The sequence below is a fragment of the Azospirillum sp. TSH58 genome, assembly GCF_003119115.1.
Lineage (GTDB): Bacteria > Pseudomonadota > Alphaproteobacteria > Azospirillales > Azospirillaceae > Azospirillum.
The window spans coordinates 519,879-544,866 of sequence record NZ_CP022364.1 but is presented as its reverse complement, the minus strand read 5'-3'; the positions used below and the strand labels follow the sequence as shown (position 1 = coordinate 544,866).

The 24,988-nt window shown below is 67.9% G+C and carries 22 protein-coding genes and 5 tRNA genes; 23 read left to right on the top strand and 4 right to left on the bottom strand.

Annotation, left to right across the window (positions count from 1 at the left end; all coding sequences use genetic code 11):
- The first annotated feature begins 29 nt into the window (after positions 1–29).
- The 4 genes from TSH58p_RS06135 (at position 30) to thiD (ending at position 4,123) form a co-directional block, all read left to right on the top strand.
- Complete coding sequence (locus TSH58p_RS06135) at positions 30–488, top strand: hemerythrin domain-containing protein (protein ID WP_014240091.1); 459 nt, start codon at positions 30–32, stop codon at positions 486–488.
- 120 nt (positions 489–608) lie between these two features.
- On the top strand, positions 609–1,769 hold the full coding sequence (gene folP / locus TSH58p_RS06130; RefSeq protein WP_109469171.1) for a dihydropteroate synthase: 1,161 nt from the start codon (positions 609–611) through the stop codon (positions 1,767–1,769).
- Positions 1,770–1,899: 130 nt separating this feature from the next.
- Positions 1,900–3,267, top strand: coding sequence for a phosphoglucosamine mutase (gene glmM / locus TSH58p_RS06125; RefSeq protein WP_109469170.1), 1,368 nt, complete (start codon positions 1,900–1,902; stop codon positions 3,265–3,267).
- A gap of 40 nt (positions 3,268–3,307) precedes the next feature.
- The gene (gene thiD, locus TSH58p_RS06120; RefSeq protein ID WP_174436453.1) at positions 3,308–4,123 is read left to right on the top strand and encodes a bifunctional hydroxymethylpyrimidine kinase/phosphomethylpyrimidine kinase; all 816 of its coding nucleotides are present in this window, start codon (positions 3,308–3,310) and stop codon (positions 4,121–4,123) included.
- A 27-nt stretch (positions 4,124–4,150) separates the two neighbouring features.
- Here thiD and TSH58p_RS06115 read toward each other — a convergent pair whose 3' ends face one another.
- Positions 4,151–5,545 carry a PLP-dependent aminotransferase family protein gene (locus TSH58p_RS06115; RefSeq protein ID WP_109469169.1) on the bottom strand — a complete coding sequence of 465 codons (1,395 nt, stop codon included), beginning with the start codon at positions 5,543–5,545 and terminating at the stop codon, positions 4,151–4,153.
- Between the two features lie 180 nt (positions 5,546–5,725).
- Between TSH58p_RS06115 and TSH58p_RS06110 the strand changes: the two genes are divergently transcribed.
- Positions 5,726–6,052 carry a DUF2892 domain-containing protein gene (locus TSH58p_RS06110; RefSeq protein ID WP_109469168.1) on the top strand — a complete coding sequence of 109 codons (327 nt, stop codon included), beginning with the start codon at positions 5,726–5,728 and terminating at the stop codon, positions 6,050–6,052.
- A gap of 27 nt (positions 6,053–6,079) precedes the next feature.
- Here TSH58p_RS06110 and TSH58p_RS06105 read toward each other — a convergent pair whose 3' ends face one another.
- Positions 6,080–6,409, bottom strand: a complete 330-nt coding sequence (locus TSH58p_RS06105) for a hypothetical protein (protein ID WP_247874367.1) — start codon at positions 6,407–6,409, stop codon at positions 6,080–6,082.
- Between the two features lie 424 nt (positions 6,410–6,833).
- Here TSH58p_RS06105 and TSH58p_RS06100 point away from each other — a divergent pair, with 424 nt between their 5' ends.
- From TSH58p_RS06100 to TSH58p_RS06075, 6 genes are all read left to right on the top strand, one after another.
- Complete coding sequence (locus TSH58p_RS06100; RefSeq protein ID WP_109469166.1) at positions 6,834–7,559, top strand: Bax inhibitor-1/YccA family protein; 726 nt, start codon at positions 6,834–6,836, stop codon at positions 7,557–7,559.
- A gap of 264 nt (positions 7,560–7,823) precedes the next feature.
- Positions 7,824–8,072, top strand: a complete 249-nt coding sequence (locus TSH58p_RS06095) for a DUF1127 domain-containing protein (RefSeq protein ID WP_109469165.1) — start codon at positions 7,824–7,826, stop codon at positions 8,070–8,072.
- Positions 8,073–8,076: 4 nt separating this feature from the next.
- Positions 8,077–8,493 carry a GNAT family N-acetyltransferase gene (locus tag TSH58p_RS06090; RefSeq protein WP_109469164.1) on the top strand — a complete coding sequence of 139 codons (417 nt, stop codon included), beginning with the start codon at positions 8,077–8,079 and terminating at the stop codon, positions 8,491–8,493.
- A gap of 9 nt (positions 8,494–8,502) precedes the next feature.
- Complete coding sequence (locus TSH58p_RS06085) at positions 8,503–9,297, top strand: PhzF family phenazine biosynthesis protein (protein ID WP_109469163.1); 795 nt, start codon at positions 8,503–8,505, stop codon at positions 9,295–9,297.
- 42 nt (positions 9,298–9,339) lie between these two features.
- Positions 9,340–9,795: a MaoC/PaaZ C-terminal domain-containing protein gene (locus tag TSH58p_RS06080; protein WP_109469162.1), complete on the top strand. Its 456-nt coding sequence runs from the start codon at positions 9,340–9,342 to the stop codon at positions 9,793–9,795.
- Positions 9,796–9,887: 92 nt separating this feature from the next.
- Positions 9,888–11,171: an Hsp70 family protein gene (locus TSH58p_RS06075; RefSeq protein ID WP_109469161.1), complete on the top strand. Its 1,284-nt coding sequence runs from the start codon at positions 9,888–9,890 to the stop codon at positions 11,169–11,171.
- 154 nt (positions 11,172–11,325) lie between these two features.
- Here TSH58p_RS06075 and glnA read toward each other — a convergent pair whose 3' ends face one another.
- On the bottom strand, positions 11,326–12,735 hold the full coding sequence (gene glnA, locus TSH58p_RS06070) for a type I glutamate--ammonia ligase (protein WP_014240105.1): 1,410 nt from the start codon (positions 12,733–12,735) through the stop codon (positions 11,326–11,328).
- A 272-nt stretch (positions 12,736–13,007) separates the two neighbouring features.
- On the bottom strand, positions 13,008–13,346 hold the full coding sequence (locus TSH58p_RS06065; RefSeq protein WP_014240107.1) for a P-II family nitrogen regulator: 339 nt from the start codon (positions 13,344–13,346) through the stop codon (positions 13,008–13,010).
- 326 nt (positions 13,347–13,672) lie between these two features.
- On the opposite strand from TSH58p_RS06065, the gene TSH58p_RS06060 reads away from it, so the two are divergent.
- From TSH58p_RS06060 to TSH58p_RS06005, 12 genes are all read left to right on the top strand, one after another.
- Positions 13,673–13,748, top strand: a tRNA-His gene (locus TSH58p_RS06060).
- Between the two features lie 109 nt (positions 13,749–13,857).
- Positions 13,858–13,933 (top strand) — tRNA-His (locus tag TSH58p_RS06055).
- A 129-nt stretch (positions 13,934–14,062) separates the two neighbouring features.
- Entirely contained in the window at positions 14,063–15,526 is a 1,464-nt protein-coding gene (locus TSH58p_RS06050; RefSeq protein ID WP_109071951.1) for an NAD(P)H-hydrate dehydratase, read from the top strand.
- Positions 15,527–15,631: 105 nt separating this feature from the next.
- Entirely contained in the window at positions 15,632–17,176 is a 1,545-nt protein-coding gene (locus tag TSH58p_RS06045) for a malonyl-CoA decarboxylase (protein WP_109071950.1), read from the top strand.
- Positions 17,177–17,337: 161 nt separating this feature from the next.
- Positions 17,338–17,422, top strand: a tRNA-Leu gene (locus TSH58p_RS06040).
- Between the two features lie 91 nt (positions 17,423–17,513).
- Positions 17,514–18,848 (top strand): trigger factor, encoded by a 1,335-nt coding sequence (tig, locus tag TSH58p_RS06035; RefSeq protein ID WP_109071949.1) that lies wholly within the window; start codon positions 17,514–17,516, stop codon positions 18,846–18,848.
- 101 nt (positions 18,849–18,949) lie between these two features.
- Positions 18,950–19,585 (top strand): ATP-dependent Clp endopeptidase proteolytic subunit ClpP, encoded by a 636-nt coding sequence (gene clpP, locus TSH58p_RS06030; protein WP_109071948.1) that lies wholly within the window; start codon positions 18,950–18,952, stop codon positions 19,583–19,585.
- A 216-nt stretch (positions 19,586–19,801) separates the two neighbouring features.
- Positions 19,802–21,070: an ATP-dependent Clp protease ATP-binding subunit ClpX gene (gene clpX, locus TSH58p_RS06025; RefSeq protein WP_109071947.1), complete on the top strand. Its 1,269-nt coding sequence runs from the start codon at positions 19,802–19,804 to the stop codon at positions 21,068–21,070.
- 284 nt (positions 21,071–21,354) lie between these two features.
- Positions 21,355–23,769: an endopeptidase La gene (gene lon / locus TSH58p_RS06020; protein WP_109071946.1), complete on the top strand. Its 2,415-nt coding sequence runs from the start codon at positions 21,355–21,357 to the stop codon at positions 23,767–23,769.
- A 164-nt stretch (positions 23,770–23,933) separates the two neighbouring features.
- Positions 23,934–24,206 carry an HU family DNA-binding protein gene (locus tag TSH58p_RS06015; protein ID WP_109071945.1) on the top strand — a complete coding sequence of 91 codons (273 nt, stop codon included), beginning with the start codon at positions 23,934–23,936 and terminating at the stop codon, positions 24,204–24,206.
- Positions 24,207–24,328: 122 nt separating this feature from the next.
- Positions 24,329–24,403, top strand: a tRNA-Val gene (locus TSH58p_RS06010).
- 165 nt (positions 24,404–24,568) lie between these two features.
- Positions 24,569–24,645: transfer RNA gene (locus TSH58p_RS06005), tRNA-Asp, on the top strand.
- Positions 24,646–24,988 lie beyond the last annotated feature (343 nt).

Sequence of the window (24,988 nt, the reverse complement as noted above, 5' to 3'; positions counted from 1 at the left end):
CGAGACACCGCAACAACGGGACAGGACCAATGACCAGCATCTTCGACCGGATCAAGCAGGACCACGACACCATCCGCCGCCTGCTCGACGCGGCCGAGAAGGCGGACGGCGACGGGCGCGCCGCCTACGAGGACCTGCAGCGCGAGCTGTGGGCGCACGGCAAGATCGAGGAAGCCGTTTTCTACCAGTCGCTGTCCAAGGCCAAGAACACCAAGCAGGAGACCACCGAGGGCCTGAACGAGCATCACATCATCAACGGCTTCCTCGACGAGCTGAACGCCATGCCCGCCGACAGCACCGCCTGGAAGGCCAAGCTCCAGGTGCTGGGCGAGGTGACCCGCCACCACCTCGACGAGGAGGAGGAGGAACTGTTCGAGGAGGCCAAGAAGGCGCTCGACGACAAGCGCGCCGAGGAACTCGGCAGCATCTACGGGGAGCGCAAGAAGCAGATGCTGGCCGCCCTGGCCCCGCTGCCCAAGAGCGCGTAGCAAGAGCGCGTAACGCCACAGGCATAGCCTTCCGGTGAAACGGTGGACCGCAGTCTCTTGCGTCGGGGCTTCCCGCCGTGACAGGCTGCGGTCTTCCGTTCCTCTGCACGAACCGTCGCCATGCCCCCGATCGCCAAAACCCCGATCGCCAAGCCCGCTCCGAAGTCGGCCGCCGGCTCGCTCGCCTCCTTCGCGCCCTGGGCGGGGGAGGGCGGGGTCCGCGTCTATCTGAGGCCGGTCGGGCTGCTGCCCATCGCCGCCTGGAGCGCCGGCGCGGCGGTGCCGCTGGCCGGCGGGCGTTTCTCCTTTTTAACCGCCGAACTGATCGTCCGGCAGGGCGCGCGGATCGAGCGGGCCTTCGCGCCGCTGACCGAGATCATGGCCTGGGGGTGGGAGCGCGGGACCGCCGTCGCGCAGAGCCTGGACAAGCGGCTGGGCGCGCTGACCCGCGGGCGGGCGCCGTTCGGCGGGCTGGACCTCGGGCGCCCGCGCATCATGGCCATCGTCAACGTGACGCCGGACAGCTTTTCCGACGGCGGTGATTTCTTCGACGCCGGGGCGGCCATCGCCCACGGCGAGGCGATGCTGGAGGCCGGGGCCGACCTGCTGGACGTCGGCGGCGAATCCACCCGTCCCGGTTCCGCCCCCGTGTCGCCCGAGGATGAGGCCGCCCGCGTCCTGCCGGTGGTCCGCCACTTCGCGGCCAAGGGCGCCGTGGTGTCGGTCGACACGCGGCACGCGCGGGTGATGCGCGCCGCGCTCGACGCCGGCGCGGCGCTGATCAACGACGTGGCCGGGCTGCGCGATCCCGGCGCGCTGCCGCTGGTGGCGGAGAAGGCGGCCCCCGTGGTGGTCATGCACATGCGGGGCGAGCCCGGCACCATGCAGCAGAACCCGGTCTATGAGGACGCGGCGCTCGACGTCTTCGACTGGCTGGAGGAGCGGGTGGAGGCCTGCCTCGCCGCCGGGGTGCCTCTGGAACGTATCGCCGTCGATCCCGGGATCGGCTTCGGCAAGACGGTGGAGCACAATCTCGACATCCTGCGCCACACCGCCCTGTATCACGGGCTGGGCTGCGCCCTGCTGATCGGTCTGTCGCGCAAGACCCTGATCGGCAAGCTGTCGCGCAGCGAGCCGCCGAAGGAACGGCTGGCCGGATCGCTGGCCGGCGGCCTGGAAACGCTGAACCAGGGCGCGCAGATCCTGCGTGTCCATGACGTGCCCCAAACGGTCCAGGCGCGCGCCGTCTGGGAGGGGCTGCATCCCGCAAGGGTGCCGTGATCGCGGTGCGCGCGTAACCCTTTGGCGTCTGCGCGGAAGGGTTCTTGACCCTGCCCCCCGCGGCAAGCGATGACCTTCTCACCACATCCGCAGTTGCGGTACAGTGACTGGCCTATTCCTGAGGGATTTCATGACGCGACACCTGTTCGGCACCGACGGCATCCGTGGCACCGCCAACATCGACCCGATGACGGCGGAAACCGCCCTGCGTGTCGCGATGGCGTCCGCTTTGCAGTTCCGCCGGGGCGACCACCGGCACCGCGTGGTGATCGGCAAGGACACCCGGCTGTCCGGTTATCTTCTGGAGCCGGCGCTGACCGCGGGCTTCATCTCCATGGGGATGGACGTGGTGCTGCTCGGCCCGCTGCCGACGCCCGCCGTCGCCATGCTGACGCGCAGCCTGCGCGCCGACCTCGGCGTGATGATCTCCGCCTCGCACAACCCGTATCAGGACAACGGGATCAAGCTGTTCGGGCCGGACGGCTACAAGCTGTCGGACGCGGTGGAGATCGCCATCGAGACGCGCATGGGCCAGCCCTTCGCGCCGGATCTCGCCGGCTCCGCCGATCTCGGCCGCGCTTCCCGCCTGGAGGATTCGACGGGCCGCTACATCGAGTATGTGAAGAACACCTTCCCGCGCGGCCTGCGGCTGGACGGGCTGAAGATCGTCGTGGACTGCGCCAACGGCGCCGCCTACCGCGTCGCCCCGAAGGTGCTGTACGAGCTGGGGGCCGACGTGATCCCGGTCGGGGTCAGCCCGGACGGCCTGAACATCAACAAGGACTGCGGCGCCACCGCCACCCGGACCCTGCAGGAGCAGGTGGTGGCCCATGGCGCCCATCTGGGCATCGCGCTGGACGGCGACGCCGACCGCCTGATCATGGTCGACGAGGCCGGGCGCGTCGTCGACGGCGACCAGGTCATGGCGCTGATCGCCTCCTCCTGGGCGCAGGCGCAGACCCTGAAGGGCGGCGGCGTGGTCGCCACGGTGATGTCCAACCTGGGCATGGAGCGCCACCTCCAGGGGCTGGGCATCGCGCTCGTCCGCACGCCGGTCGGCGACCGCTATGTGGTGGAACATATGCGCGAGCACGGCTACAACGTCGGTGGGGAGCAGTCGGGGCACGTCGTGCTGTCCGATTATTCCACGACCGGCGACGGGCTGATCGCCGCACTCCAGGTCCTGGCGGTGCTGATCCAGTCCGGCGGCCGGGCGGCCAGCGAGGTCTGCCAGGTCTTCGCTCCGGTGCCGCAGAAGCTGACCAACGTCCGCTTCGCCGCCGGGTCGAAGCCGCTGGAGATTGCCTCCGTCCAGGCGGCGATCCGCGACGGCGAGGCGCGGCTGAACGGGTCGGGGCGCATCCTGATCCGCAAGTCGGGGACCGAGCCGGTGATCCGCGTCATGGCGGAAGGCGACGACGAAGGGCTGGTGAACGCGGTGGTGGCCGACATTGCCGGCGCCATCACGGACGCCGCCCGGCTGGAGACCGCTTCCTAGGCCCATCCTCCAACCAGACGACCAGACGGAAGCAATCCCGATGCAGGCCCACCCGATCAACGGCCGTGTTCTCATCGTCGCCGGGTCCGATTCCGGCGGCGGTGCCGGCATCCAGGCGGACATCAAGGCGGTCAGCGCGCTGAACGCCTTCGCCATGACCGCCATCGCGGCGCTGACCGCGCAGAACACGACGGGGGTCTATGGTGTGCTGCCCGTGGACCCGGCCTTCGTCGCCCTGCAGATGAAGGTGGTGCTGGAGGACCTGGGGGCCGACAGCATCAAGATCGGCATGCTCGCCAACGCCGCCGTCATCGAGGCGGTGGCCGGCGAGTATGAGGCGCGGGCGATCAACGTTCCGCTGGTCGTCGATCCGGTGATGGTCTCGAAGAGCGGCCATTTCCTGCTGGAGCCGGACGCCGTGCAGACCCTGCGCAAGCGCCTGCTGCCCCACGCCGAGCTGGTCACCCCCAACCTGCCGGAGGCGGAGGCGCTGACCGACATTCCGGTGCGCAACCTCGACGACATGCGCCGCGCCGCCGAGATGATCCGCACCTTCGGGCCGAAGGCCGTCCTGCTGAAGGGCGGCCATCTGGAGGACGAGCGGCTGTGCGACCTGCTGCTCACCGAGGACGGCGAGGAGGTGTTCGAGGGGCGGCGCATCCACACCCCGCACACCCACGGCACCGGCTGCACCCTGGCCTCGGCCATCGCCGCCGGCATCGCCCAGGGGCTGGGCGTGCGCGATTCGGTGGCCCGCGCCCGCGCCTATGTGGACGAGGCCATCCGCTCCGCCCCCGGCTTCGGGCATGGTCACGGCCCGCTGAACCACCTGCACACGGTCCGGCCGTTCCCGTAAGGGCGCGGCCTGTCCGCCGTTCCCCAATCACACGATCGACAGCATCGCGGTCTGTGGATTCTCCAGCAGGTCCGCCAGCGTGCGCAGGCCGCGCGCCAGTTCGTCCCGGCTGTGCGGGTGGCAGAGGCCCAGCCGCACGGCGTGGGGGGCGCTGGCCCGGCCCACGGCGAACACGTCGCCGCCCGTCACCTTCACGCCGCGTCGCAACGCCTCCGCGATGAAGTCGTCGCGCCGCCAGGGCTCGGGCAGGACCAGCCAGAGATGCTGCGCCGACGCGTGCCCGCAGACGGCGCTGGCGGGCAGGATGGAGCGGGCGATCTGCTGGCGCGCCATGGCCTCCCCGCGCTGGGCCTCGGCGATGCGGTCGGCGCTGCCATCGGTGATCCAGCGCGTCGCGACCTCCGGCGGCAGGGGCGGGGAGGAGTATTGCAGGGCGCGGATGACCGCCTCGACGCGCGGCACCAGGGCCGGCGGAGCGACCACATAGCCGACGCGCAGGCCGGCCGACACGCTCTTGGACAGGCTGTTCACATAGACCGTGACGTCCGGGGCGATGGCCTGGATGGGCTTCGCGTCATGGACCAGGAAACCGAAGACGTCGTCCTCCACCAGCATCACCCCGTAGCGGCGGGCGATGGCGGCGATCTCCACGCGCCGGGCCTGCGGCATGACGGAGGCGGTGGGGGTGTGCATGGTCGGCACCAGATACAGCGCCTTGGGCGCCAGACGGCGGCAGGCGCTGTCGAAACTGTCCGGGACCACGCCATGCTCGTCGATGGCGATGCCCTCCAGGTGATAGCCCTCGACCGCGCTCAGCGTCTTGATGCCGTAGTTGGTCAGACGCTCGGTCAGCACGACGTCGCCGGGGCGCGCCACCGCGGCCAGCGCCACCGCCATGGCGTTCTGCGCGCCGGTGGTCAGCAGGACCGTGTCGGCGGAGGTGGCCACGCGGTGCTGCCGCGTCAGCCACTGCGCCCCGGCGGCGCGGTGGGCGGGAAGGCCGGCGTGCGGCGCGTATTCCAGCAGCGCCCCGAGGTTCGGTGACGCCCCGATGGCGGCCAGGGTGGCGCCCATCATCGGCACCGACATCGGGTGCTCCGGCGTCACGACGGTCATGTTGACGACGGAGGGTTCGGGCCGGGGCGTCCAGCTGAAGGGGTCGGAGGGGGGCATGTGCCGCTGCCCCTGCACGAAGGTGCCGCGCCCGACCTCGCCGCCGATCAGCCCGCGCTTCTCCGCCTCGGTGTAGGCGCGGGTGATCGTGCCGACGGTGACGCCGAGGCGGTAGGCGAGGTCGCGGTGGGTCGGAAGCCGGGTGCCGGGGGCGAGCCGTCCGTTGGCGATGTCGTCGGACAGGGCGTCGGCGATGGCGCGGTAACGGGGGCCTTGCCGCCCCTCCAGATCAGGAACCCAATGTGTCATGGGGACAATGATGACATTGTACCGATCAATCGACAAGTGTCACCGCATTGTCGCGATTGTGCGGTCCCGCTTGCGCCGTGCCCTCGGGAACCCGGATGGCCGGGCGGGCGTTGCAGTCAGGACCGCCCGGCGCTGCTTCGGCATCCCCTTCGCGCCGGGCACAGCCGGGAGAATTCAGGCATGAGCGCCGAAAACGCCATCCGACACACCTACGACCGCTTCTTTGGGGGCGCGCGGAATCTCGGGCCGCTGGAACGCGCCGTGTCCACCGGCCTCGGCCTCGTCATGGCGGCGGGCGGCGTGCGCCGCGGCGCCGACGTGCGGGGCGCCATCATGGGGCTGGCCGGCGCCGCCCTGGTGGCCCGCGGCATGAGCGGCCATTGCCCGCTGAAGGCTATGGTGGCGGACGAGGACCACGACCGCCTGTCCGGTCCGCGGGCCGAGCGCTACAGCCCCGGAGAGGGGCCGCTGGAGCGGACGCCGGCCCGCACCGGGTCCTATTCCTGACGGGACGGCCCCGTCAGGGAATGCCGGTCACGAGGACGAGGACGAGGAAGCGGCGCGGCGCCGCCGCTTCCACTCCTTCCAGCGCCGCTCGCCGCGCACCAGCGCGCGATTGATCGGCGGGCGGAGGAACGGCACGTCGTAAGCGAGCAGAACGAGGCCGAGAGGCAGCATCCAGATGCCCAGCACGGGCAGGAAGCTGAACAGGCCACCGAGAATCAGCAGCAACCCGGCGGGGACACGCACCCAGGTCGCACGCGGCTCGCGGAGCCAAGCCAGCGTCCGCGCCATGGAGTCGGGAAGCTTCTCCTGGATGCGATCCACCCGCCGTTCGAGGCGTCTGTGGTGCTGGTCGCTCAACGCGGCACTCTCCATCTTGTTGATCCGGCTCTGAGTTGTTGACGGGTGAAGCGGCGCCCGGCTTGCCGGGCCGGCCGCTCCCAAGCCGCCATATGGGAACAGCCGGGCGCGTTCCAAGCTCCCGTTCGCGCGGAACCTGTGAGGGGACGGGTATCTTGAAAGGCGCCGGCCACACGGCCAACTATTAGGACAACCAGGGTCCGGGCCCCTCTGGCAGCCGAGTCGTTGGTTACGAGGTCGGGGGCTGCGATGTCGGATCTCTTCATCTGCTTTTGCGCCGACGGGCGTGACCGCATCTGGAGGGTTTCATGATGGACGGCGCAGCCATCCCATTCCGCCGCTGTTGCGCGGCCGACCCGCCGCCATGCGCCCGCCGCCGGTCAGAGGCTTGCCGGTCAGAGGCTTGAACGAGGGAGTTTTCGCAATGTTCGACCAGTATCCCAACCAGAGTCGTTGGGGCGCCGGCGCCGCGGGCGTGGACCGTGCGGCGTTCGACGAGGGCCTGCGCAAGCACATGCTGCGGGTCTACAACTTCATGATGCTCGGCCTGGGCGTGACGGGGCTTGTGGCGCTGTTCGTGGCGAGCACGCCGGCGCTGTACGTTCCGATCTTCACGACCCCGCTGAAGTGGGTGGTGATGCTGGCGCCGCTGGCCTTCATCATGGTGCTGTCCTTCCGCTTCCACGCGATGTCGGCGAGCGCGCTGCAGGGGCTGTTCTGGGCCTTCTGCGCGGTGATGGGCGTGTCGATGGCGTCGATCTTCCTGGTCTTCACCGGGGCCAGCGTGGCGCGGGTGTTCTTCATCACCGCGGCGATGTTCGCGGCGATGAGCCTGTGGGGCTACACCACCAAGGCCGACCTGTCGAAGATGGGCTCGTTCCTGATGATGGGCCTGATCGGCATCGTCATCGCCAGCCTGGTCAACATCTTCATCGGCTCCAGCGCGCTGCAGTTCGCCGTCTCGGTGATCGGCGTGGTGATCTTCACCGGCCTGACCGCCTACGACACCCAGCGCATCAAGGAGGAGTACGCCGAGGGCTACGGGCACGAGGCCAACACCAAGCTCGCCGTCATGGGCGCCCTCTCGCTCTACCTCAACTTCATCAACCTCTTCCAGATGCTCCTCCAGCTCATGGGCAACCGCGAGTAACAGGACCGCGTCCGGCGCCACCCAAGGCGCTCTGCCGGGCCGGCCGCTTTCCGCGGCCGGCCTTTTTTCATGTCCGGATGGTGAGGTTGCCGGGGACCGCGCTCGTCCAAAGGACTGTCCAACCGATGGGTGTGGCAACCGGGATACATCCGATATCGGAAATGTAATGGTGACAATAACGACATTGACCGAAGCGATTGTGTCGACATAATCGCCATTGTCTCGATTGTTCGGGGCTGAATGTTTTGACGAAGGAGGCTCATCATGCGCACCACAGAAGCGACCCGGTCGTCCGGATCGTCCTCGTTCACGACCGTCTTCAAGGTCATCGCGCGCGCCCTCACCGTCGGCATCCGCCCCGTCTGGTTCGTGATGGAGGCCGGCCTCAACGGCTATGAGCGGTGGCGGCAGCGGCAGGCGCTGATGCGGCTGGACGATCATCTGCTGAAGGACATCGGCGTGTCCCGCGCCGACGTGGACAGCGAGGTCAACAAGCCCTTCTGGCGGGGTTGACCCGATGAGCGCCGATGCGATCCTCTACGCCGTCGAGCCCGACCTGACCGCCGACGCCTTCATCGACGTGCTCCACCGCTCCGGGCTGGCCGAACGCCGGCCCGTGGCGGACCGCCCGCGGGTGGAGGCGATGCTGCGCAACGCCGGCCTGATCGTCACCGCCCGCGACGCGGACGGGGCGTTGATCGGCGTCGCCCGCTCCGTCACCGATTTCGCCTTCTGCTGCTACCTGTCCGACCTCGCCGTCGACCGCGCCTGTCAGGGACGCGGCATCGGCAAGGAGTTGATGCGCCGCACCCGCGCCGCGGTGGGGGAGGGCGTCACCTGCCTTCTCCTGTCGGCGCCCAAGGCCGTCACCTTCTACGAGGCGGCGGGGATGGAGCGGCACGCCCAGGCGTTCCTGTTCACCGAGAAACCCTAAGGAGGCACCTTGCGCCTTCCCCTGTATCAGGTCGATGCCTTCGCGGACGCGGTGTTCGCGGGCAACCCGGCGGCGGTCGTGCCGCTGGAGGACTGGCTTCCCGACGCGACGCTCCAGGCCATCGCGGCGGAAAACAACCTGTCGGAGACCGCCTTCATCGTCCGACGCGGCGATGGCTACGAGATCCGCTGGTTCACACCGGCGGTCGAGGTGGACCTGTGCGGTCACGCCACGCTGGCCTCGGCCTTCGTCATCGCGACGATGCTGGAGTGGGGCTGCCCGCGGATCGACTTCACCACCCGCAAGGCCGGAACCCTCAGCGTCACCCGCAACGGTGACCTCTACACGCTGGACTTCCCCAGCCGTCCGCCGGAACCGCTCGCCGGGCCGCCGGCCGGCCTGATCGACGCGCTGGGCGGGCCGTCGCCGCTGGCGGTGCTGAAAGCCCGCGACGTCGTCGTCGTCTACGACGACGAGGCGACAGTGCGCGCGCTGACGCCGGACATGGGCGCCCTGGCCCGGCTTGAGGACTATTACGCGGTCATCGTGACGGCGCCGGGCAGCGGCGGCGTGGATTTCGTGTCGCGCTTCTTCGCGCCGGCCAAGGGGATTCCCGAGGACCCGGTGACCGGCTCCGCCCATTGCACGCTGATCCCCTATTGGGCGCGGCGTCTGGGCAAGGAGCGGCTGAAGGCCCGGCAGGTCTCGGCGCGGGGCGGCGCGCTGTCCTGCGAACTGGCCGGCGACCGCGTGAGGATCGCCGGGAAAGCGGTTCTCTATATGGACGGCGCCATCTACATTTAGCACCGTCCGGACGAGGACCAACGGAACGGGAGGGCAGCGGGCATGGCGGGGCGCTATTTCGAGGATTTCCGCGTCGGCGACGTGATCGAGACCGAAGGGGCGACGGTCACCGACAGCCAGATCATGGATTTCGCCCAGCGCTTCGACCCGCAGCCCTTCCACATGGACGCCGTGGCCGCGGCGGAGGGGCCGTTCGGCGGGCTGATCGCCAGCGGCTTCCACACCCTGTCCCTGACCTTCCGGCTGTTCCGCGACACCGGAGCCATCACCGGCACCAGCCTGGGCGGTTCGGGCGGCGACGAACTGCGCTGGCTGCGCCCGGTGCGCCCCGGCGACACGCTGCGCGTCCGGGTGGAGGTGGTGGAGACCGTCCCGTCCCGCCGCGGCGACCGCGGCACCGTTCGGCTGGCCTACACCACGCTGAACCAGCATGGCGAGGCGGTGATGACCATCACCCTGAACCACATCGTGGCGACCCGCAGCGTTCCGGCCGAATAAGAAAGACAAGCGCGGCCTGTCCCGTCGCGCGTCTTGATCCGCGGGCCCGGCCCCTGTATAGCCTCGCCCCTTCCATCACGGCGGGGGTTCCCATGACGGCTTGCGGCCTCGATTTCGGCACGTCCAACACGACTCTCGGCGTGCGGATGGCGGCGGCGGGTGCCGGCGGAGGGGAGGGCGGTTACGGCCTGCTTCCCCTGGACGGCGCGCGGACGACCCTGCCCAGCGCCGTCTTTTTCGATTTCGAAGCCGACGCGGTGACGGTCGGGCAAGCGGCCGTCGACGCCTATGCGTCGGGCGTCGAGGGGCGCCTGATGCGCTCCATCAAGTCGATGCTGGGCACCGACCTGATCGACGCCGACACCGCGCTGCGCAAGGGCCGCATCACCTTCCGCGCGGTCATCGCCACCTTCCTGGCCGCGGTGAAGGAGCGGGCGGAGAGCGCGCTGGGCGGCGAACTGACCGATGTGGTGTTGGGGCGCCCGGTGCATTTCGTCGACGGCGACCCGGCGGGCGACGCGGCGGCGGAGGAGGTGCTGGGCGAGATCGCCCGCTCCGTCGGTTTCCGCGGCATCTCCTTTCAATATGAGCCCATCGCCGCCGCGCTCGACTACGAGCAGCAGGTGGACCGGGAGGAGCTGGCCCTGATCGCCGACATCGGCGGCGGCACCTCGGACTTCTCCATCGTCCGCATCGGGCCGGATCGGCGCGGGCGGGCCGACCGCAGCGCCGACATCCTGGCCAACGACGGCATCCGCGTCGGCGGCACCGACTTCGACCGCGACCTGTCGCTGGCGACGGCGATGCCGCTGCTCGGCCATGGCAGCGCCATGAAGCGGCCCGGCCTGCTGGCGCCCAAGCATCTGTTCTTCGATCTGGCGACCTGGTCGAAGATCAACTTCCTTTACACCGCCAAGGCGATGGCCGACCTGGAGCGCCTGCAGCGCGATTCCGCGACCCCGGACCGCATCGAGCGGCTGATCGGCGTGGTCGAGCACCGGCTGGGCCACGCGCTGGCCATGGCGGTGGAGCGCGCCAAGATCGCCCTGTCCGATGGGCCGGAGGCCGGCCTCCTGCTGGACTGGGGCGGTGGCGGCATGACGCGCCCGGTGTCGGTGGACGAGCTGAACCAGGCGACGGCGATCCTGGCCGGCCGCATCGGCGGGCGGGTGCGCGCCTGTCTGGCCGAGGCCGGCACGCTGCCGGCGGAGATCGACGCGGTGTTCCTGACCGGCGGCTCGACGCTGCTGCCGCAGGTGCGGGCGGCCATCCTGGCCGAACTGCCCGGCGCCCGCGTGGTGGAAGGCAACATTTTCGGCTCGGTCGGCACCGGACTGACCATCGAGGCGGCGCGGCGCTTCGGCGGCACCGCCTGAGGCGTCCCTCTCGTTCCGCACAAGAAAAAGCCCACCGACGTTGCCGTCGGTGGGCTTTTTCTTACTCTGCTCCGCGGTCCGGCCCTCCGGTGGTGCCCACCGCGCCGCGAGGGCGGGGCGGGCACCGTGAACCGGTGGACCGGGGACCGTTGGATCAGACCGAGTAGTACATCTTGTACTCGATCGGGTGCGGCATGGTCTCGAAGGCCAGCAGCTCCTCGGTGCGCAGGTCGATGTAGGACTCGATCATGTCCTTGGTGAACACGTCGCCCTTCTGCAGGAAGGCGCTGTCGGCCTTCAGGCTATCCAGGGCTTCGCGCAGCGAGCCGCAAACCGTCGGAACCTTGGCCAGCTCTTCGGCCGGCAGGTCGTACAGGTTCTTGTCCATCGCCTCGCCCGGATGGATCTTGTTCTGGATGCCGTCCAGACCGGCCATCAGCAGGGCGGCGAAGGCCAGGTACGGGTTGGCCGACGGATCCGGGAAGCGGACCTCGACGCGCTTGCCCTTCGGCGAGGCGACGTACGGGATGCGGCAGGACGCCGAGCGGTTGCGGGCCGAGTAGGCCAGCAGAACCGGAGCCTCGTAGCCCGGGACCAGACGCTTGTAGGAGTTGGTCGTCGGGTTGGTGAAGGCGTTCAGCGCCTTGGCGTGCTTGATGATGCCGCCGATGTAGTACAGCGCCAGCTCCGACAGGTCGGCGTACTGGTTGCCGGCGAACAGCGGCTGGCCTTCCTTCCAGATCGACTGGTGCATGTGCATGCCCGAGCCGTTGTCGCCGAAGACGGGCTTCGGCATGAAGGTCGCGGTCTTGCCGTAGGCGTGGGCGACGTTGTGCACGACGTACTTGTAGTACTGCATGTTGTCGCCGGTGCGGACCAGCGTGTCGAACTTGATGCCCAGCTCATGCTGCGAGGCGGCCACCTCGTGGTGGTGCTTCTCGACCGGCACGCCCATCTCGGCGAGCACGCTCAGCATCTCGGCGCGCAGGTCCGAGCCGCTGTCGACCGGAGCGACCGGGAAGTAGCCGCCCTTCACGCCCGGGCGGTGGCCCAGGTTGCCGTCCTCGTAGTCCTTGTCCGAGGTGTACGGGCCTTCCTCCGAGTCGAACTCGTAGGAGACCTTGTTCATCTCGACCTTGAACTTGACGTCGTCGAAGACGAAGAACTCGGCTTCCGGGCCGAAGTAGGCGGTATCGCCGATGCCGGCCGACGCCATGTACTTCTCGGCGGCCTTCGCGATGCCGCGCGGGCAGCGCGCGTAGGGCTGGCCGGTCGACGGCTCGTACACGTCGCAGAGGATGTTCAGCGTCGGCTGGGCCGAGAACGGGTCCATCACGGCGGTGGTCGGGTCGAGCTGGAGGATCATGTCCGACTCGTTGATCGCCTTCCAGCCGGCGATCGAGGAACCGTCGAACATGATGCCGTCTTCGAACACGTCCTCGTCGATGGTCGAGACGTGCTGGGCGGTGTGGTGCAGCTTGCCGCGCGGGTCGGTGAAGCGGAGGTCCACGTACTTGACGTCGTGTTCCTTGATCAGGTCGAAGACCTTGCTGATGTCGGACATATCTCTTTTTCCACGCTTAAGAGGTTTGGGTCCCGCTGCGTCAAACCGACCGAGGGGCGGGTGACGGCGCTCGCGGCGGACGTTATGTCATGCCTTTCCCAAGCACACAACGTGACAGCACAAAAAGTCGCGCCCGGAGGGGCGTCCGCGCACGGATCGTTCCGCTTGCGGTTGCGACGGTCTGCGTCGGCCGGCACTGCGTCGGCCGGCTCTGCGTCGATTGTGGGCGGGGCTGGTTCATGTTGGCCGGTGGTCGGGTTCTCGGGACGCGATCAGATCGCGTCGCCTCCCTTCTCGCCGGTCCGGATGCGGACAACTTCTTCCACGGGGGTGACGAAGATCTTGCCGTCGCCGATGCGGCCGGTGTGGGCGGCCTGCTGGATCGCCTCGATCGCCCGCTCCACCAGGGAGTCCTCCATCACCACCTCGATCTTCACCTTCGGCAGGAAGTCGACCACATACTCCGCGCCGCGGTACAGCTCGGTGTGCCCTTTCTGACGGCCGAAGCCCTTGGCCTCGGTGACGGTGATGCCCTTGATGCCGACTTCGTGAAGGGCTTCCTTCACTTCATCGAGTTTGAACGGCTTAATGATGGCTTCGATCTTCTTCATGGGTCTCTCGTGTACGAGGTGCCAACGCCGGCAGGCACCGTCCACGGCTCTGCCGACGGTCCGATGTAAAGCACGTTGCGTGCCAATCGGAGCGGTTGCGGTTCGGCAGCGTGGGATGCCGGGCCGCAGCGCACCGATGCCACCGGGGGCGGCACGTGGCTGCCAACGGATGAGGCGAAGTGAACAATATTTGTGCACAAGCTGCAAGCAATCCGCGCAGCCTCGCCCGTTCGGAGGGGGTGGGGCCGGCTTTTCACGTTGATGAATGCGGTGAAAAATAGAGCTTGACCCGACCCCTCCCTTGGGGCAAATAGGCGGCCCCGGTGGCGGTGGTAGCTCAGTTGGTAGAGCTCTCGGTTGTGGTCCGAGCGGTCGTGGGTTCGAGTCCCATCCATCGCCCCAGTCCTCCTTGATGGCGGATGCGCTTGTCTCGTCGGTGTTTCTCGCTGACATTGCATCGGCGGACATGGCGGGCGGGGTTTTGACGGACGGGTCATTCCGTTCTTTGGTGGCGGTGGTAGCTCAGTTGGTAGAGCTCTCGGTTGTGGTCCGAGCGGTCGTGGGTTCGAGTCCCATCCATCGCCCCAGTCCTTCTTTCCAATTCCCGTGCCAGACGGGCCGTTTCTCTCATTCCTCCTGTGCCCGGCTTTGCTGCGGCCGCAACGGCGCTTATTGTGCCGGATGACGGTGATGCGGGATTGCGGCGGGTGGAGGCGATGGACGAACTGCTTTCCGTGGCGGAGATGTATCGCGCCGACGCGCTGACCATGGCGGGCGGCGTGCCGGGCCCGGTGCTGATGGAAGCGGCGGGGGCCGCGGTGGTGCGCGCGGTCTGCGAGCGCTGGGCGCCGCACCCGACCGTCGTCCTGTGCGGACCGGGCAACAACGGCGGCGACGGCTTCGTCATCGCGCGTCTTCTTCTCGAAGCGGGCTGGCCGGTGCGGCTGGCCCTGCTGGGCTCGCGCTCCGCCCTGCGCGGCGACGCGGCGGTGGCGGCCGGGCGCTGGACCGGACCGATTGAAGCCGCCGATCCCTGGCTGCTGGAAGGCAACCCCCTGGTCATCGACGCGCTGTTCGGAGCCGGGCTGGCCCGCCCGCTCGACGGCATGGCCAAGGAGGTGGTCGAGGCGATGGCGGGGCGCACCGTCGTCGCCGTGGACGTGCCGAGCGGCCTGCACGGCGACAGCGGACAGGTGATGGGCGTGGCCCCGCAGGCGGCGCTGACCGTCACGTTCTTCCGCCGCAAGCCCGGCCATCTGCTCCTGCCGGGGCGCGTCCTGTGCGGCGAGGTGGTGGTCGCCGACATCGGCATTCCCGACACCGTGCTGGACGCCATCGCGCCGCCGACCCTGGTGAACGGCCCCGATCTGTGGCGTCGCCGCTATCCCTGGCCGCGGCTCGACGCCCACAAATACGCGCGGGGGCATGCGGTGGTGCTGGGCGGGGCGCGGATGACCGGCGCGGCGCGGCTGTCGGCGCGGGGCGCCCTGCGCGCCGGGGCGGGGCTGGTGACGGTGGCCTGCCCGCCCGACTCGGTGCCGATCTACGCCGCCGGCTCGCCCAGCCTGATCGTGACCGAGGTGGCGGACGCTGCCGCCTTCGAGGCCCTGCTGGCGGATCCGCGCAAGAACGCGGCGCTGCTGGGGCCGGGTGCCGGTGTCGGGAAGGGTACGCGGGATCACGTTCTCGCCGCTCTCGGCGCCGGCAAGGCCTGCGTGCTGGACGCCGACGCGCTGACCAGCTTCACCGAGTCGCCCGCCGACCTGCTCGGCCGGTTGAACGAACGCTGCCTGCTGACCCCGCACGAGGGCGAGTTCGCGCGGATCTTTCCGGATCTCGCGGCGGAGGGCGGCAAACTGACGCGCGCCCGCGCCGCTGCGGCGCGCTGCGGCGCCGTCGTCCTTCTGAAGGGCGCCGACACGGTGGTCGCGGCGCCGGATGGACGGGCCGTCGTCAACGCCAACGCTCCGGCCGATCTGGCGACCGCCGGGTCGGGAGACGTGCTGGCGGGCATCGCGCTCGGGCTGATCGCTCAGGGGATGGACGCATTCGACGCCGCCTGCGCCGCGGTCTGGCTGCATGGCGAGGCGGCGAACGCGTTCGGGCCGGGTCTGATCGCCGAGGATTTGCCGGATGCGCTGCCGGGGGTGCTGAAACGCCTGAAGGCAGAGGGGCGCTGACCCGGCTTCCCCAGGGCATACATACGCCTGGACAGGGGGTTTACTCTTAAGGCCGGGCTCAAGCTATGGCTTGCCGAGAGCGCGCCCGCACGCCAGACTCTGGGTATGAGCGAGACGCCCGAGACCAAATCCGCCGAATCCGGTCCAGCCCAGCCTCCCGCCGCCGGGGCGCCGCCGGGCCTGCTCGACCGCACCCTGGACACGCTGCGGGCGGGCTGGCGCGAGATCGCCGCCTCCGCCCGCGGTGTGGTCGGCGCGGCGCCGCGCGCCAATCTGCCCAAGGAAGACGCCGAGCGGCTGAAGGAGCAGATCGAAGCCTGTCTGGAAGGCCGCGGCGGCGAAGTGTCGGCGCGGGCGCGGGCGGCGCAGCTCGGCCGCACCTATCTGGCGCTGGACGGGCAGGGGCGTCGCAACTTCCTGATGATGCTGGCGCGTGACTTCGATGTTGACCGCGCCGCCGTCGATCAGGCGATGGCGACCTTCCAGACGGCGGGCGACCCGGTGTCGCGCGGCCACGCCGAGCGCGCCCTGCGCCGCGCGCTGGAGCCGCCGCGGCTGCGGCTGCTGACCCAGTTCAACGGCCTGCCCGAAGGGGTGAAGTTCCTGGTCGATCTGCGCGCCGAACTGATGGAGATGGCGCGCGGCGAACCGCTGCTCCAGGCGCTGGAGGACGATCTCAAGAGCCTGCTGCGCAACTGGTTCGACGTGGGCTTCCTGGAGATGCGCCGGATCACCTGGGACAGCCCGGCCTCGCTCCTGGAAAAGCTCATCAAGTACGAGGCGGTGCACGAGATCAGCGGCTGGCGGGACCTCAAGGACCGCCTCGATTCCGACCGGCGCTGCTTCGCCTTCTTCCACCCGCGCATGCCGAACGAGCCGCTGATCTTCGTCGAGGTCGCGCTGGTCCAGGGCATGTCGGACAATGTCCAGGCGCTGCTCGACCCCTCCGCGCCGGTCTGCGACCCGAAGAGCGCCGACAGCGCCATCTTCTACTCCATCTCCAACGCCCAGGTGGGGCTGGCGGGAATCAGCTTCGGCAACTTCCTCATCAAGCGGGTGGTGGACGGGCTGACCGGGGAGTTCCCCAACATCAAATGCTTCGCCACCCTGTCGCCGATTCCCGGCTTCCGCCGCTGGCTGGACCGGGAACTGGCCGAGCGCGGTGATTCGCTGCTCAGCCCGCCCGAGGCGGAACGCATCGCGGAGGCCATGACCGCCCTGCAGGATGGCGGCGAATCGGACGGGGAGGGCGAAGCGGACGAACGCCCTGTGCTGGCCGCCGCCCTGGCTCTGCCCTCCTGGCACGCGCAGGACGAGCTTCAGAAGCAGCTTCGCGGTCCGCTGATGCGGCTGTGCGCGCATTACCTGACGACGGCGCGGGCGTCGGACCGCCGCAGCGAGCGGCCGGGCGCCGCCCCGGCGCGGGCGCTCGACCCGGTCGCGCACTTCCACCTCAGCAACGGCGCCCGCATGGAGCGGCTGAACTGGCTGGGCGACCGGTCGGCCAAGGGGGTGCGCCAGTCCTGCGGGATGATGATCAACTACCGGTACAAGCTGGGCGAAATCGACGCCAACCACGAGGCTTACCGGGGGGAGGGCAAGGTCAACGCCTCCTCTGCGATCCGCTCCCTGGGCAAGGGGGCAGCATGAGCCGGTCCGCACTTCCCCGCCGGCCGATCCGGGGCACCCTCCATTGGCGTGCGGAACGGCGCCCATTTTGCCTGTTTGCGGCGCGAACCCTGTGCTATAGAGCGGACTTCGCCGGCAGTCCGTCGGGTGTTCCGCACCCGTCGCGGGCTGTCTATGCCATTGCGGGCGTGGCGGAACTGGTAGACGCGCCGGATTTAGGTTCCGGTGACTTCGGTCGTGGGGGTTCGAGTCCCTTCGCCCGCACCATGGCAACAGCTTGGACCGCATGGGAACACACGGTTTCGGGCCGCCCGGACGGGCGCCGCCGGGCCGGACAACGAGATAGGCTTTCGTTCCGATGAACATCACCGAGACCAGCGCCGACGGCCTGAAGCGCGAGTACAAGGTCGTCATTTCCGCCCAGGATATCGAACAGAAGGTGCAGGGCCGGCTCGAAGAGCTGCGCCGGACGGTGCAGCTCCCCGGCTTCCGTCCGGGCAAGGTGCCGGTTGCCGTGATCAAGCAGCGCTACGGCGGCAGCGTGCTGGCCGAGGCTCTGGAGGATGCGATCGCCGACAGCTCGCGCCAGGCGCTGAACGAGCGCGGCCTGCGCATCGCCATGCAGCCGAAGATCAACGTCGAGAAGTACGAGGACGGCGGCGACCTGTCCTACACCATGGGCGTCGAGCTTCTGCCGGACATCGAGCCGGGCGACCTCAGCGGCCTGGAGCTTGAGAAGCCGGTCGCCACGGTCGAGGATTCGGCCGTCGACGAGGCGCTGACCCGTCTGGCCTCCGCCCATTCGGTGCAGGCCCCGGTCACCGAGGACCGCGCGGCCGAGAAGGGCGACATCGCCGTGATCGACTTCGCCGGTTCGGTCGATGGCGAGGCCCTGCCGGGCATGGACGGCAAGGATTACCCGCTGGAGCTGGGCGCCAACCAGTTCGTTCCGGGCTTCGAGGACCAGCTGGTCGGCGCCAAGGCCGGCGAGCACCGCACGGTGAAGGTCACCTTCCCGGCCGACTACCCGCACGACCGCCTGAAGGGCGCGGACACCGTGTTCGAGGTGGACGTCAAGGAACTCCGCAAGAACGTCCCGGCCGAGGTCAACGACGACCTCGCCAAGGAGTTCGGCATGGAGAGCCTGGAGAAGCTGCGCGAGGCCGTCGGCGACCGCATCAAGAGCGAGTACGCCAACGTGTCGCGCCTGCGCGTCAAGCGCCAGCTCCTCGACAAGCTGGCCGAGGCCCACTCCTTCGAGGTCCCGCCGGGCATGGTGGACGTCGAGTTCGAGGGCATCTGGCAGCGCCTTCAGCAGGAGCTGAAGAACGGCACCGCCGGTGAGGACGCCGGCAAGCCGGAAGAGGAGCTGAAGGCCGAGTACCGCGGCATCGCCGAGCGCCGCGTGCGCCTGGGCCTGCTGCTGTCGGAGATCGGCCGCCGCAACGACATCCAGGTGACCCAGGACGAGATCAACCGCGCCCTGATCGCGGAAGCCCGCCGCTTCCCCGGCCAGGAGCGTCAGGTGTTCGAGTTCTTCAAGCAGAACCGGGAAGCGCTGGAAAACCTCCGCGCCCCGATCTTCGAGGACAAGGTCGTCGACTACATCCTGGACCAGGCCAAGGTGAGCGAGAAGCCGGTGTCCGCCGAAGAGCTGATGAAGGACCCCGACGAGGAGGCCGAGGCGGCCTGACGTCAGAAAGGTTGAGGGGCGGCCTACCGGTCGCCCCTTTCCATTCCTATATGTAGACTGCTCAGACGACTAACCGAGCTGCGGGAGCAGGGAAGACCACCATGTACGACTTCGAACCGAAGATGAATGCTCTGGTCCCGATGGTCATCGAGCAGACCAACCGGGGCGAACGAGCGTACGATATTTACTCGCGCCTGCTGAAGGAACGGATCATCTTCTTGATCGGTGGCGTGAACGACGCCGTCGCCAGCCTGATCTGCTCGCAGCTGCTGTTCCTGGAATCGGAAAACCCGAGCAAGGACATCGCGCTCTACATCAATTCGCCGGGCGGCTACGTCTCGGCCGGCCTCGCCATCTACGACACCATGCAGTACATCCGTCCGCAGGTGTCGACGGTGTGCATGGGGCAGGCGGCCTCGATGGGCTCGCTCCTGCTCGCCGCCGGCGCGCCGGGCAAGCGCTTCTCGCTGCCCAACAGCCGGATCATGATCCACCAGCCGTCGGGCGGCGCCCAGGGCCAGGCCTCGGACATCGAGATCCAGGCCCAGGAGATCCTGAAGCTGCGCTCGCGCCTCAACGACATCTACGTCAAGCACACCGGCCAGTCGCTCGACACCATCGAGGCGGCCATGGAGCGTGACAAGTTCATGTCGCCCGAGGAGGCCAAGGCCTTCGGCCTGATCGACGAGGTCGTGGAAAAGCGCCCCGGCTCGATCGGCGACGGCAGCGCCGCCTGAGGGGGCGCGCGAACTAATGATTGATTGCGCCGGTTCCCTGTTGTTGAATGATGGGGAACCGGTCCGATGGATCGGGTTCGATGGATGAGTGAGCGGATGCGTTAACCTTGTCTTGGGCCTTCCCCGGGACAACCTTTGAAAGGACCGGCGTCGGGGGACGCCGCAGGCGGTTGACAGGTTATACGGATCAGTCCCCCGCGAGATGACGGAGTACCGATGAGCAAGTCCAGCAGCGGCGATTCGAAGAACACGCTCTACTGCTCCTTTTGCGGCAAGAGCCAGCACGAGGTCCGCAAGCTGATTGCCGGTCCGACGGTGTTCATCTGCGATGAATGCGTCGAGCTGTGCATGGACATCATTCGCGAGGAGAACAAGACGACCCTCGTGAAGTCCCGCGACGGCGTGCCGACCCCGCGCGACATCCATGCGGTGCTGGACGATTACGTGATCGGCCAGCATCACGCGAAACGTGTCCTTTCTGTTGCGGTGCACAATCACTACAAGCGGTTGGCGCACGGCACGAAGCACAACGACGTCGAACTGGCGAAGTCCAACATCCTGCTGGTCGGCCCCACCGGCTGCGGCAAGACGCTGCTCGCCCAGACGCTCGCCCGGATCATCGACGTTCCCTTCACGATGGCCGACGCCACGACCCTGACCGAGGCGGGCTATGTCGGCGAGGACGTCGAGAACATCATCCTCAAGCTGCTCCAGGCCGCCGACTACAACGTCGAGCGGGCGCAGCGCGGCATCGTCTACATCGACGAGGTCGACAAGATCAGCCGCAAGTCCGACAACCCGTCGATCACGCGCGACGTGTCGGGCGAGGGCGTGCAGCAGGCCCTGCTGAAGATCATGGAGGGCACCGTCGCCTCTGTGCCTCCGCAGGGTGGCCGCAAGCATCCGCAGCAGGAATTCCTGCAGGTCGACACCAGCAACATCCTGTTCATCTGCGGCGGCGCCTTCGCCGGGCTGGACAAGATCATCGCCCAGCGCGGCAAGGGCACCTCGATCGGCTTCGGCGCCGACGTGCGCGGCCCGGACGAGCGCTCGACCGGCGACATCCTGCGCGAGGTCGAGCCCGAGGATCTGCTGAAGTTCGGCCTGATTCCGGAGTTCATCGGCCGTCTGCCGGTGGTCGCGACCCTGTCCGACCTCGACGAGGCGGCTCTGGTCGAGATCCTCACCAAGCCGAAGAACGCCCTGGTCAAGCAGTACCAGCGTCTGTTCGAGATGGAGGACGTCCGTCTGGAGTTCTCCGACGACGCCCTGCGCAACATCGCCCACAAGGCGATCCAGCGGAAGACCGGCGCGCGCGGCCTGCGTTCGATCATGGAGTCGATCCTGCTCGACCCGATGTTCGACCTGCCGGGCCTGTCGGGTGTGGAAAGCATCCTGGTCAACAAGGAAGTGGTCGAAGGGCGGGCAAAGCCGCTCTATGTCCATGCCGAACGCCGCGGCGAGCAGCAGGCGCCGGGCGCCTGATTTCGTCACGTTCGATCAGGATCGGATACGGGGAAGGGCGCCTTTGGGCGCCCTTCGTCGTTTTCGGCGTCCGCACGCGTCGAGGGCGCCGGCCGGGCTGTGGAGCGGCCGGACGGGCATGCCGCACCGCCATACGGAATTGGGGTTCTGGCCCTTGAAGGGGGGCTATGGCTGTGCCACGTTAGAAAAAGTGCCGGTTCGCGTTCCCTGCGCTCATCCCCGAGGCGGGGTTCCTCCCAGGCCCATCCCGGGCTGACGGCGTCCCAATGAAAGAGGCCCAATCAATGTTCGAAATCCCTCGTGGTGCCCTCTATCCGGTCCTGCCGCTCCGCGACATCGTGGTTTTCCCCCACATGATCGTGCCTCTTTTCGTCGGCCGCGAGAAATCCGTGCGCGCCCTGGAAGACGTGATGAAGGACGACAAGCAGATCCTTCTCGTCACCCAGAAGAACGCCGCGCAGGACGATCCGACGCCGGCCGATATCTACAGCGTCGGCACCGTTGGGACCGTGTTGCAGCTGCTGAAGCTGCCCGACGGAACGGTGAAGGTGCTTGTGGAGGGCGGCCAGCGCGCGTCCATCACCAAGTTCGCCGAGAACGAGGATTTCTTCCAGGCCCACGCCGACCTCGTCGAGGAGAAGGTCGGGGAAAGCCAGGAGCTTGAGGCGCTGGGCCGGGCCGTCGTCTCGCAGTTCGAACAGTACATCAAGCTGAACAAGAAGATCCCGCCGGAGGTCCTTGTCTCGATCAACCAGATCGAGGAGCCGGGCAAGCTGGCGGACACGGTGGCCTCCCACCTCGCGCTGAAGATTCCGGAGAAGCAGCAACTCCTGGAATGCGCCACGGTGTCGGAGCGGCTTGAACGGGTCTACGCCTTCATGGAAGGCGAGATCGGTGTCCTCCAGGTGGAAAAGCGCATCCGCAACCGCGTCAAGCGGCAGATGGAGAAGACCCAGCGCGAGTACTACCTCAACGAACAGCTCAAGGCGATCCAGAAGGAACTCGGCGAGACCGAGGACGGCCGCGACGAGTCGGCCGAGCTGGAAGAGAAGATCAACAAGACCCGCTTCTCCAAGGAAGCCCGCGACAAGGCCCTGGCCGAGCTGAAGAAGCTGCGCTCGATGAGCCCGATGTCGGCCGAGGCGACGGTGGTGCGCAACTATCTGGACTGGATGCTGTCCATTCCGTGGAAGAAGCGCACCAAGGTGAAGAAGGATCTGAAGCTCGCCCAGAAGATCCTCGACGCCGACCATTACGGCCTGGAGAAGGTCAAGGAACGCATCCTCGAGTATCTCGCGGTGCAGAACCGCATGAACAAGGTGAAGGGGCCGATCCTCTGCCTCGTCGGCCCGCCCGGCGTCGGCAAGACCTCGCTCGGCAAGTCGATCGCCAAGTCCACCGGCCGCAACTTCGTGCGCATGTCGCTGGGCGGCGTGCGGGACGAGGCCGAGGTCCGCGGCCACCGCCGCACCTACATCGGTTCCATGCCCGGCAAGGTCATCCAGGGCATGAAGAAGGCGAAGTCGTCCAACCCGCTGTTCCTGCTGGACGAGATCGACAAGCTCGGCGCCGACTGGCGCGGCGACCCGTCGTCGGCTCTGCTGGAGGTCCTCGACCCCGAGCAGAACGGCACCTTCAACGACCATTACCTGGAGGTCGACTACGACCTGTCGGACGTGATGTTCGTCTGCACGGCCAACACGATGCGCATGCCGCAGCCGTTGCTGGACCGCATGGAGATCATCCGCGTCGCCGGCTACACCGAGGATGAGAAGGTCGAGATCTCCAAGCGCCACCTGATCGAAAAGCAGGTGGAGGCCAACGGCCTGAAGAAGGGCGAGTTCGCCATCTCCGACGACGCGCTGCGCGACCTGATCCGCTACTACACGCGGGAGGCCGGCGTCCGCAGCCTGGAGCGCGAGATCGCCAACCTCTGCCGCAAGGCCGTGAAGGAGATCCTGATGAAGGGCTCCCCCGGCGCCAAGGTCTCGGTCACCCGCCGGAACCTGGACAAGTACGCCGGCGTCCGCCGCTTCCACTTCGGCGAGGCGGAACTGGAGGATCTGGTGGGCGTCACCACCGGTCTGGCCTGGACGGAAGTGGGCGGCGAGCTGCTGTCCATCGAGGCGGTCAGCCTGCCCGGCAAGGGGCGCGTGACCACCACCGGCAAGCTCGGCGACGTCATGAAGGAGTCGGTCCAGGCGGCGGAGAGCTACGTCAAGTCGCGGGCCACCGCCTTCGGCATCAAGCCGACGCTCTTCGAGAAGCGGGACATCCACGTCCACGTGCCCGAAGGCGCCACCCCGAAGGACGGCCCGTCGGCGGGCGTGGCGATGATCACCTCGATCGTCTCGGTGCTCACCGGCATCGCGGTCCGCAAGGACGTGGCGATGACCGGCGAGATCACCCTGCGCGGCCGGGTGCTGCCCATCGGCGGTCTGAAGGAGAAGCTGCTGGCCGCCCTGCGCGGCGGTCTCAAGCATGTGCTGATCCCGAACGACAACGAGAAGGACCTCGCCGACATTCCGGACAACGTGAAGCGCGGCCTGGAGATCATCCCGGTCAGCACGGTCGACGACGTCCTCAAGCACGCCCTGGTTCGGGCGCTCGAGCCGATCGAGTGGAAGGAGCCGGAGGCGGTCGAGCCGGCGGTCGCCAAGCCGCAGCCCGATGGCGGCGGCGAGGTGCTGCGTCACTGATCACGCCCGGCGTTTAAAGCGCCCTTAAAGCGCTACCATGCTTCGCATCGCCCGCCCGTCTGCAATTGACGGGCGGGCGATGTCGCGTTTATCGTTTGAATGCGTGAAGTCATTGGGCGGCTTTGCTTCCATTTTCTTTGCCGGATTGAGAAGGGGGGAAGTAAGTGAACAAGAACGATCTGGTGGCGCACGTCGCCGACGCCGTGGGTTTGTCCAAAACCGATGCCACCAAGGCGGTCGACGCCGTTTTCGACGGCATCGCCGACTCGCTCAAAAATGGGGAGGAGGTTCGTCTGGTCGGCTTTGGCACCTTTGCGGTGTCCGAACGCGCCGCCAGCGAGGGCCGCAACCCGCGCACCGGCGAGAAGATCGCCATCCCCGCATCGAAGCTGCCGAAGTTCAAGCCGGGCAAGACGCTGAAGGACGGCCTGAAGTGATGACGGCCTGACAAGATGACGGCTTGAACGGATAAGGCATTCCGGGCATAGTGCGCGTCGGTCGGCATGGTCCGGCCGGCTTTGCGTTGTCTGGATGACATGTCCGGGCGACGAGGCGGCGCGGGCGATTAGCTCAGCGGTAGAGCATCTCGTTTACACCGAGAGGGTCGGGGGTTCGAAACCCTCATCGCCCACCAGCGCGCCCGATCCTTATCGCCCGCCGTTTTTCAAATTCGTGATTGACACGTCATGCGTCGGGCGGCTAGAAACCGCCCATCGGCGACGGGGCGTGGCCCCGGAAACCGCGCTGCGATCCTATGACACGGACGCTTGTTCTTGCGCGTTTCACTTCGCCGCGTTGCGCGGGTGTAGCTCAGTTGGTTAGAGCGCCGGCCTGTCACGCCGGAGGCCGCGGGTTCAAGTCCCGTCACTCGCGCCATTCTCTTTTTTCCCCATTCTCCTTTTCCCCAATGAAAACGAAGCGTTCGCGGCTTTATCGGCAGGCTCGCGATCCCTATATCCGATAAGCTCGACCCGCATATCCGATAAGCCGGATAGAGAACAGGGTCATTTAAAAAGTTTGGTATTACCAAGGACATCCGCTCATTTCCGCAGAGTGGATTCCTTGGCCGAAAGCGATTCAAAGCGCTTTCCTTGATCACGCTCTCGTCATATATTCCGCCCCGTCTGATGGGCTAATCCAAGGCATTCCAGCCACGACACCGCGCGTCGGCCGATTACGGGCCGTACCGGCGATCGTGGCGTGGGCTTATGGGAGGACC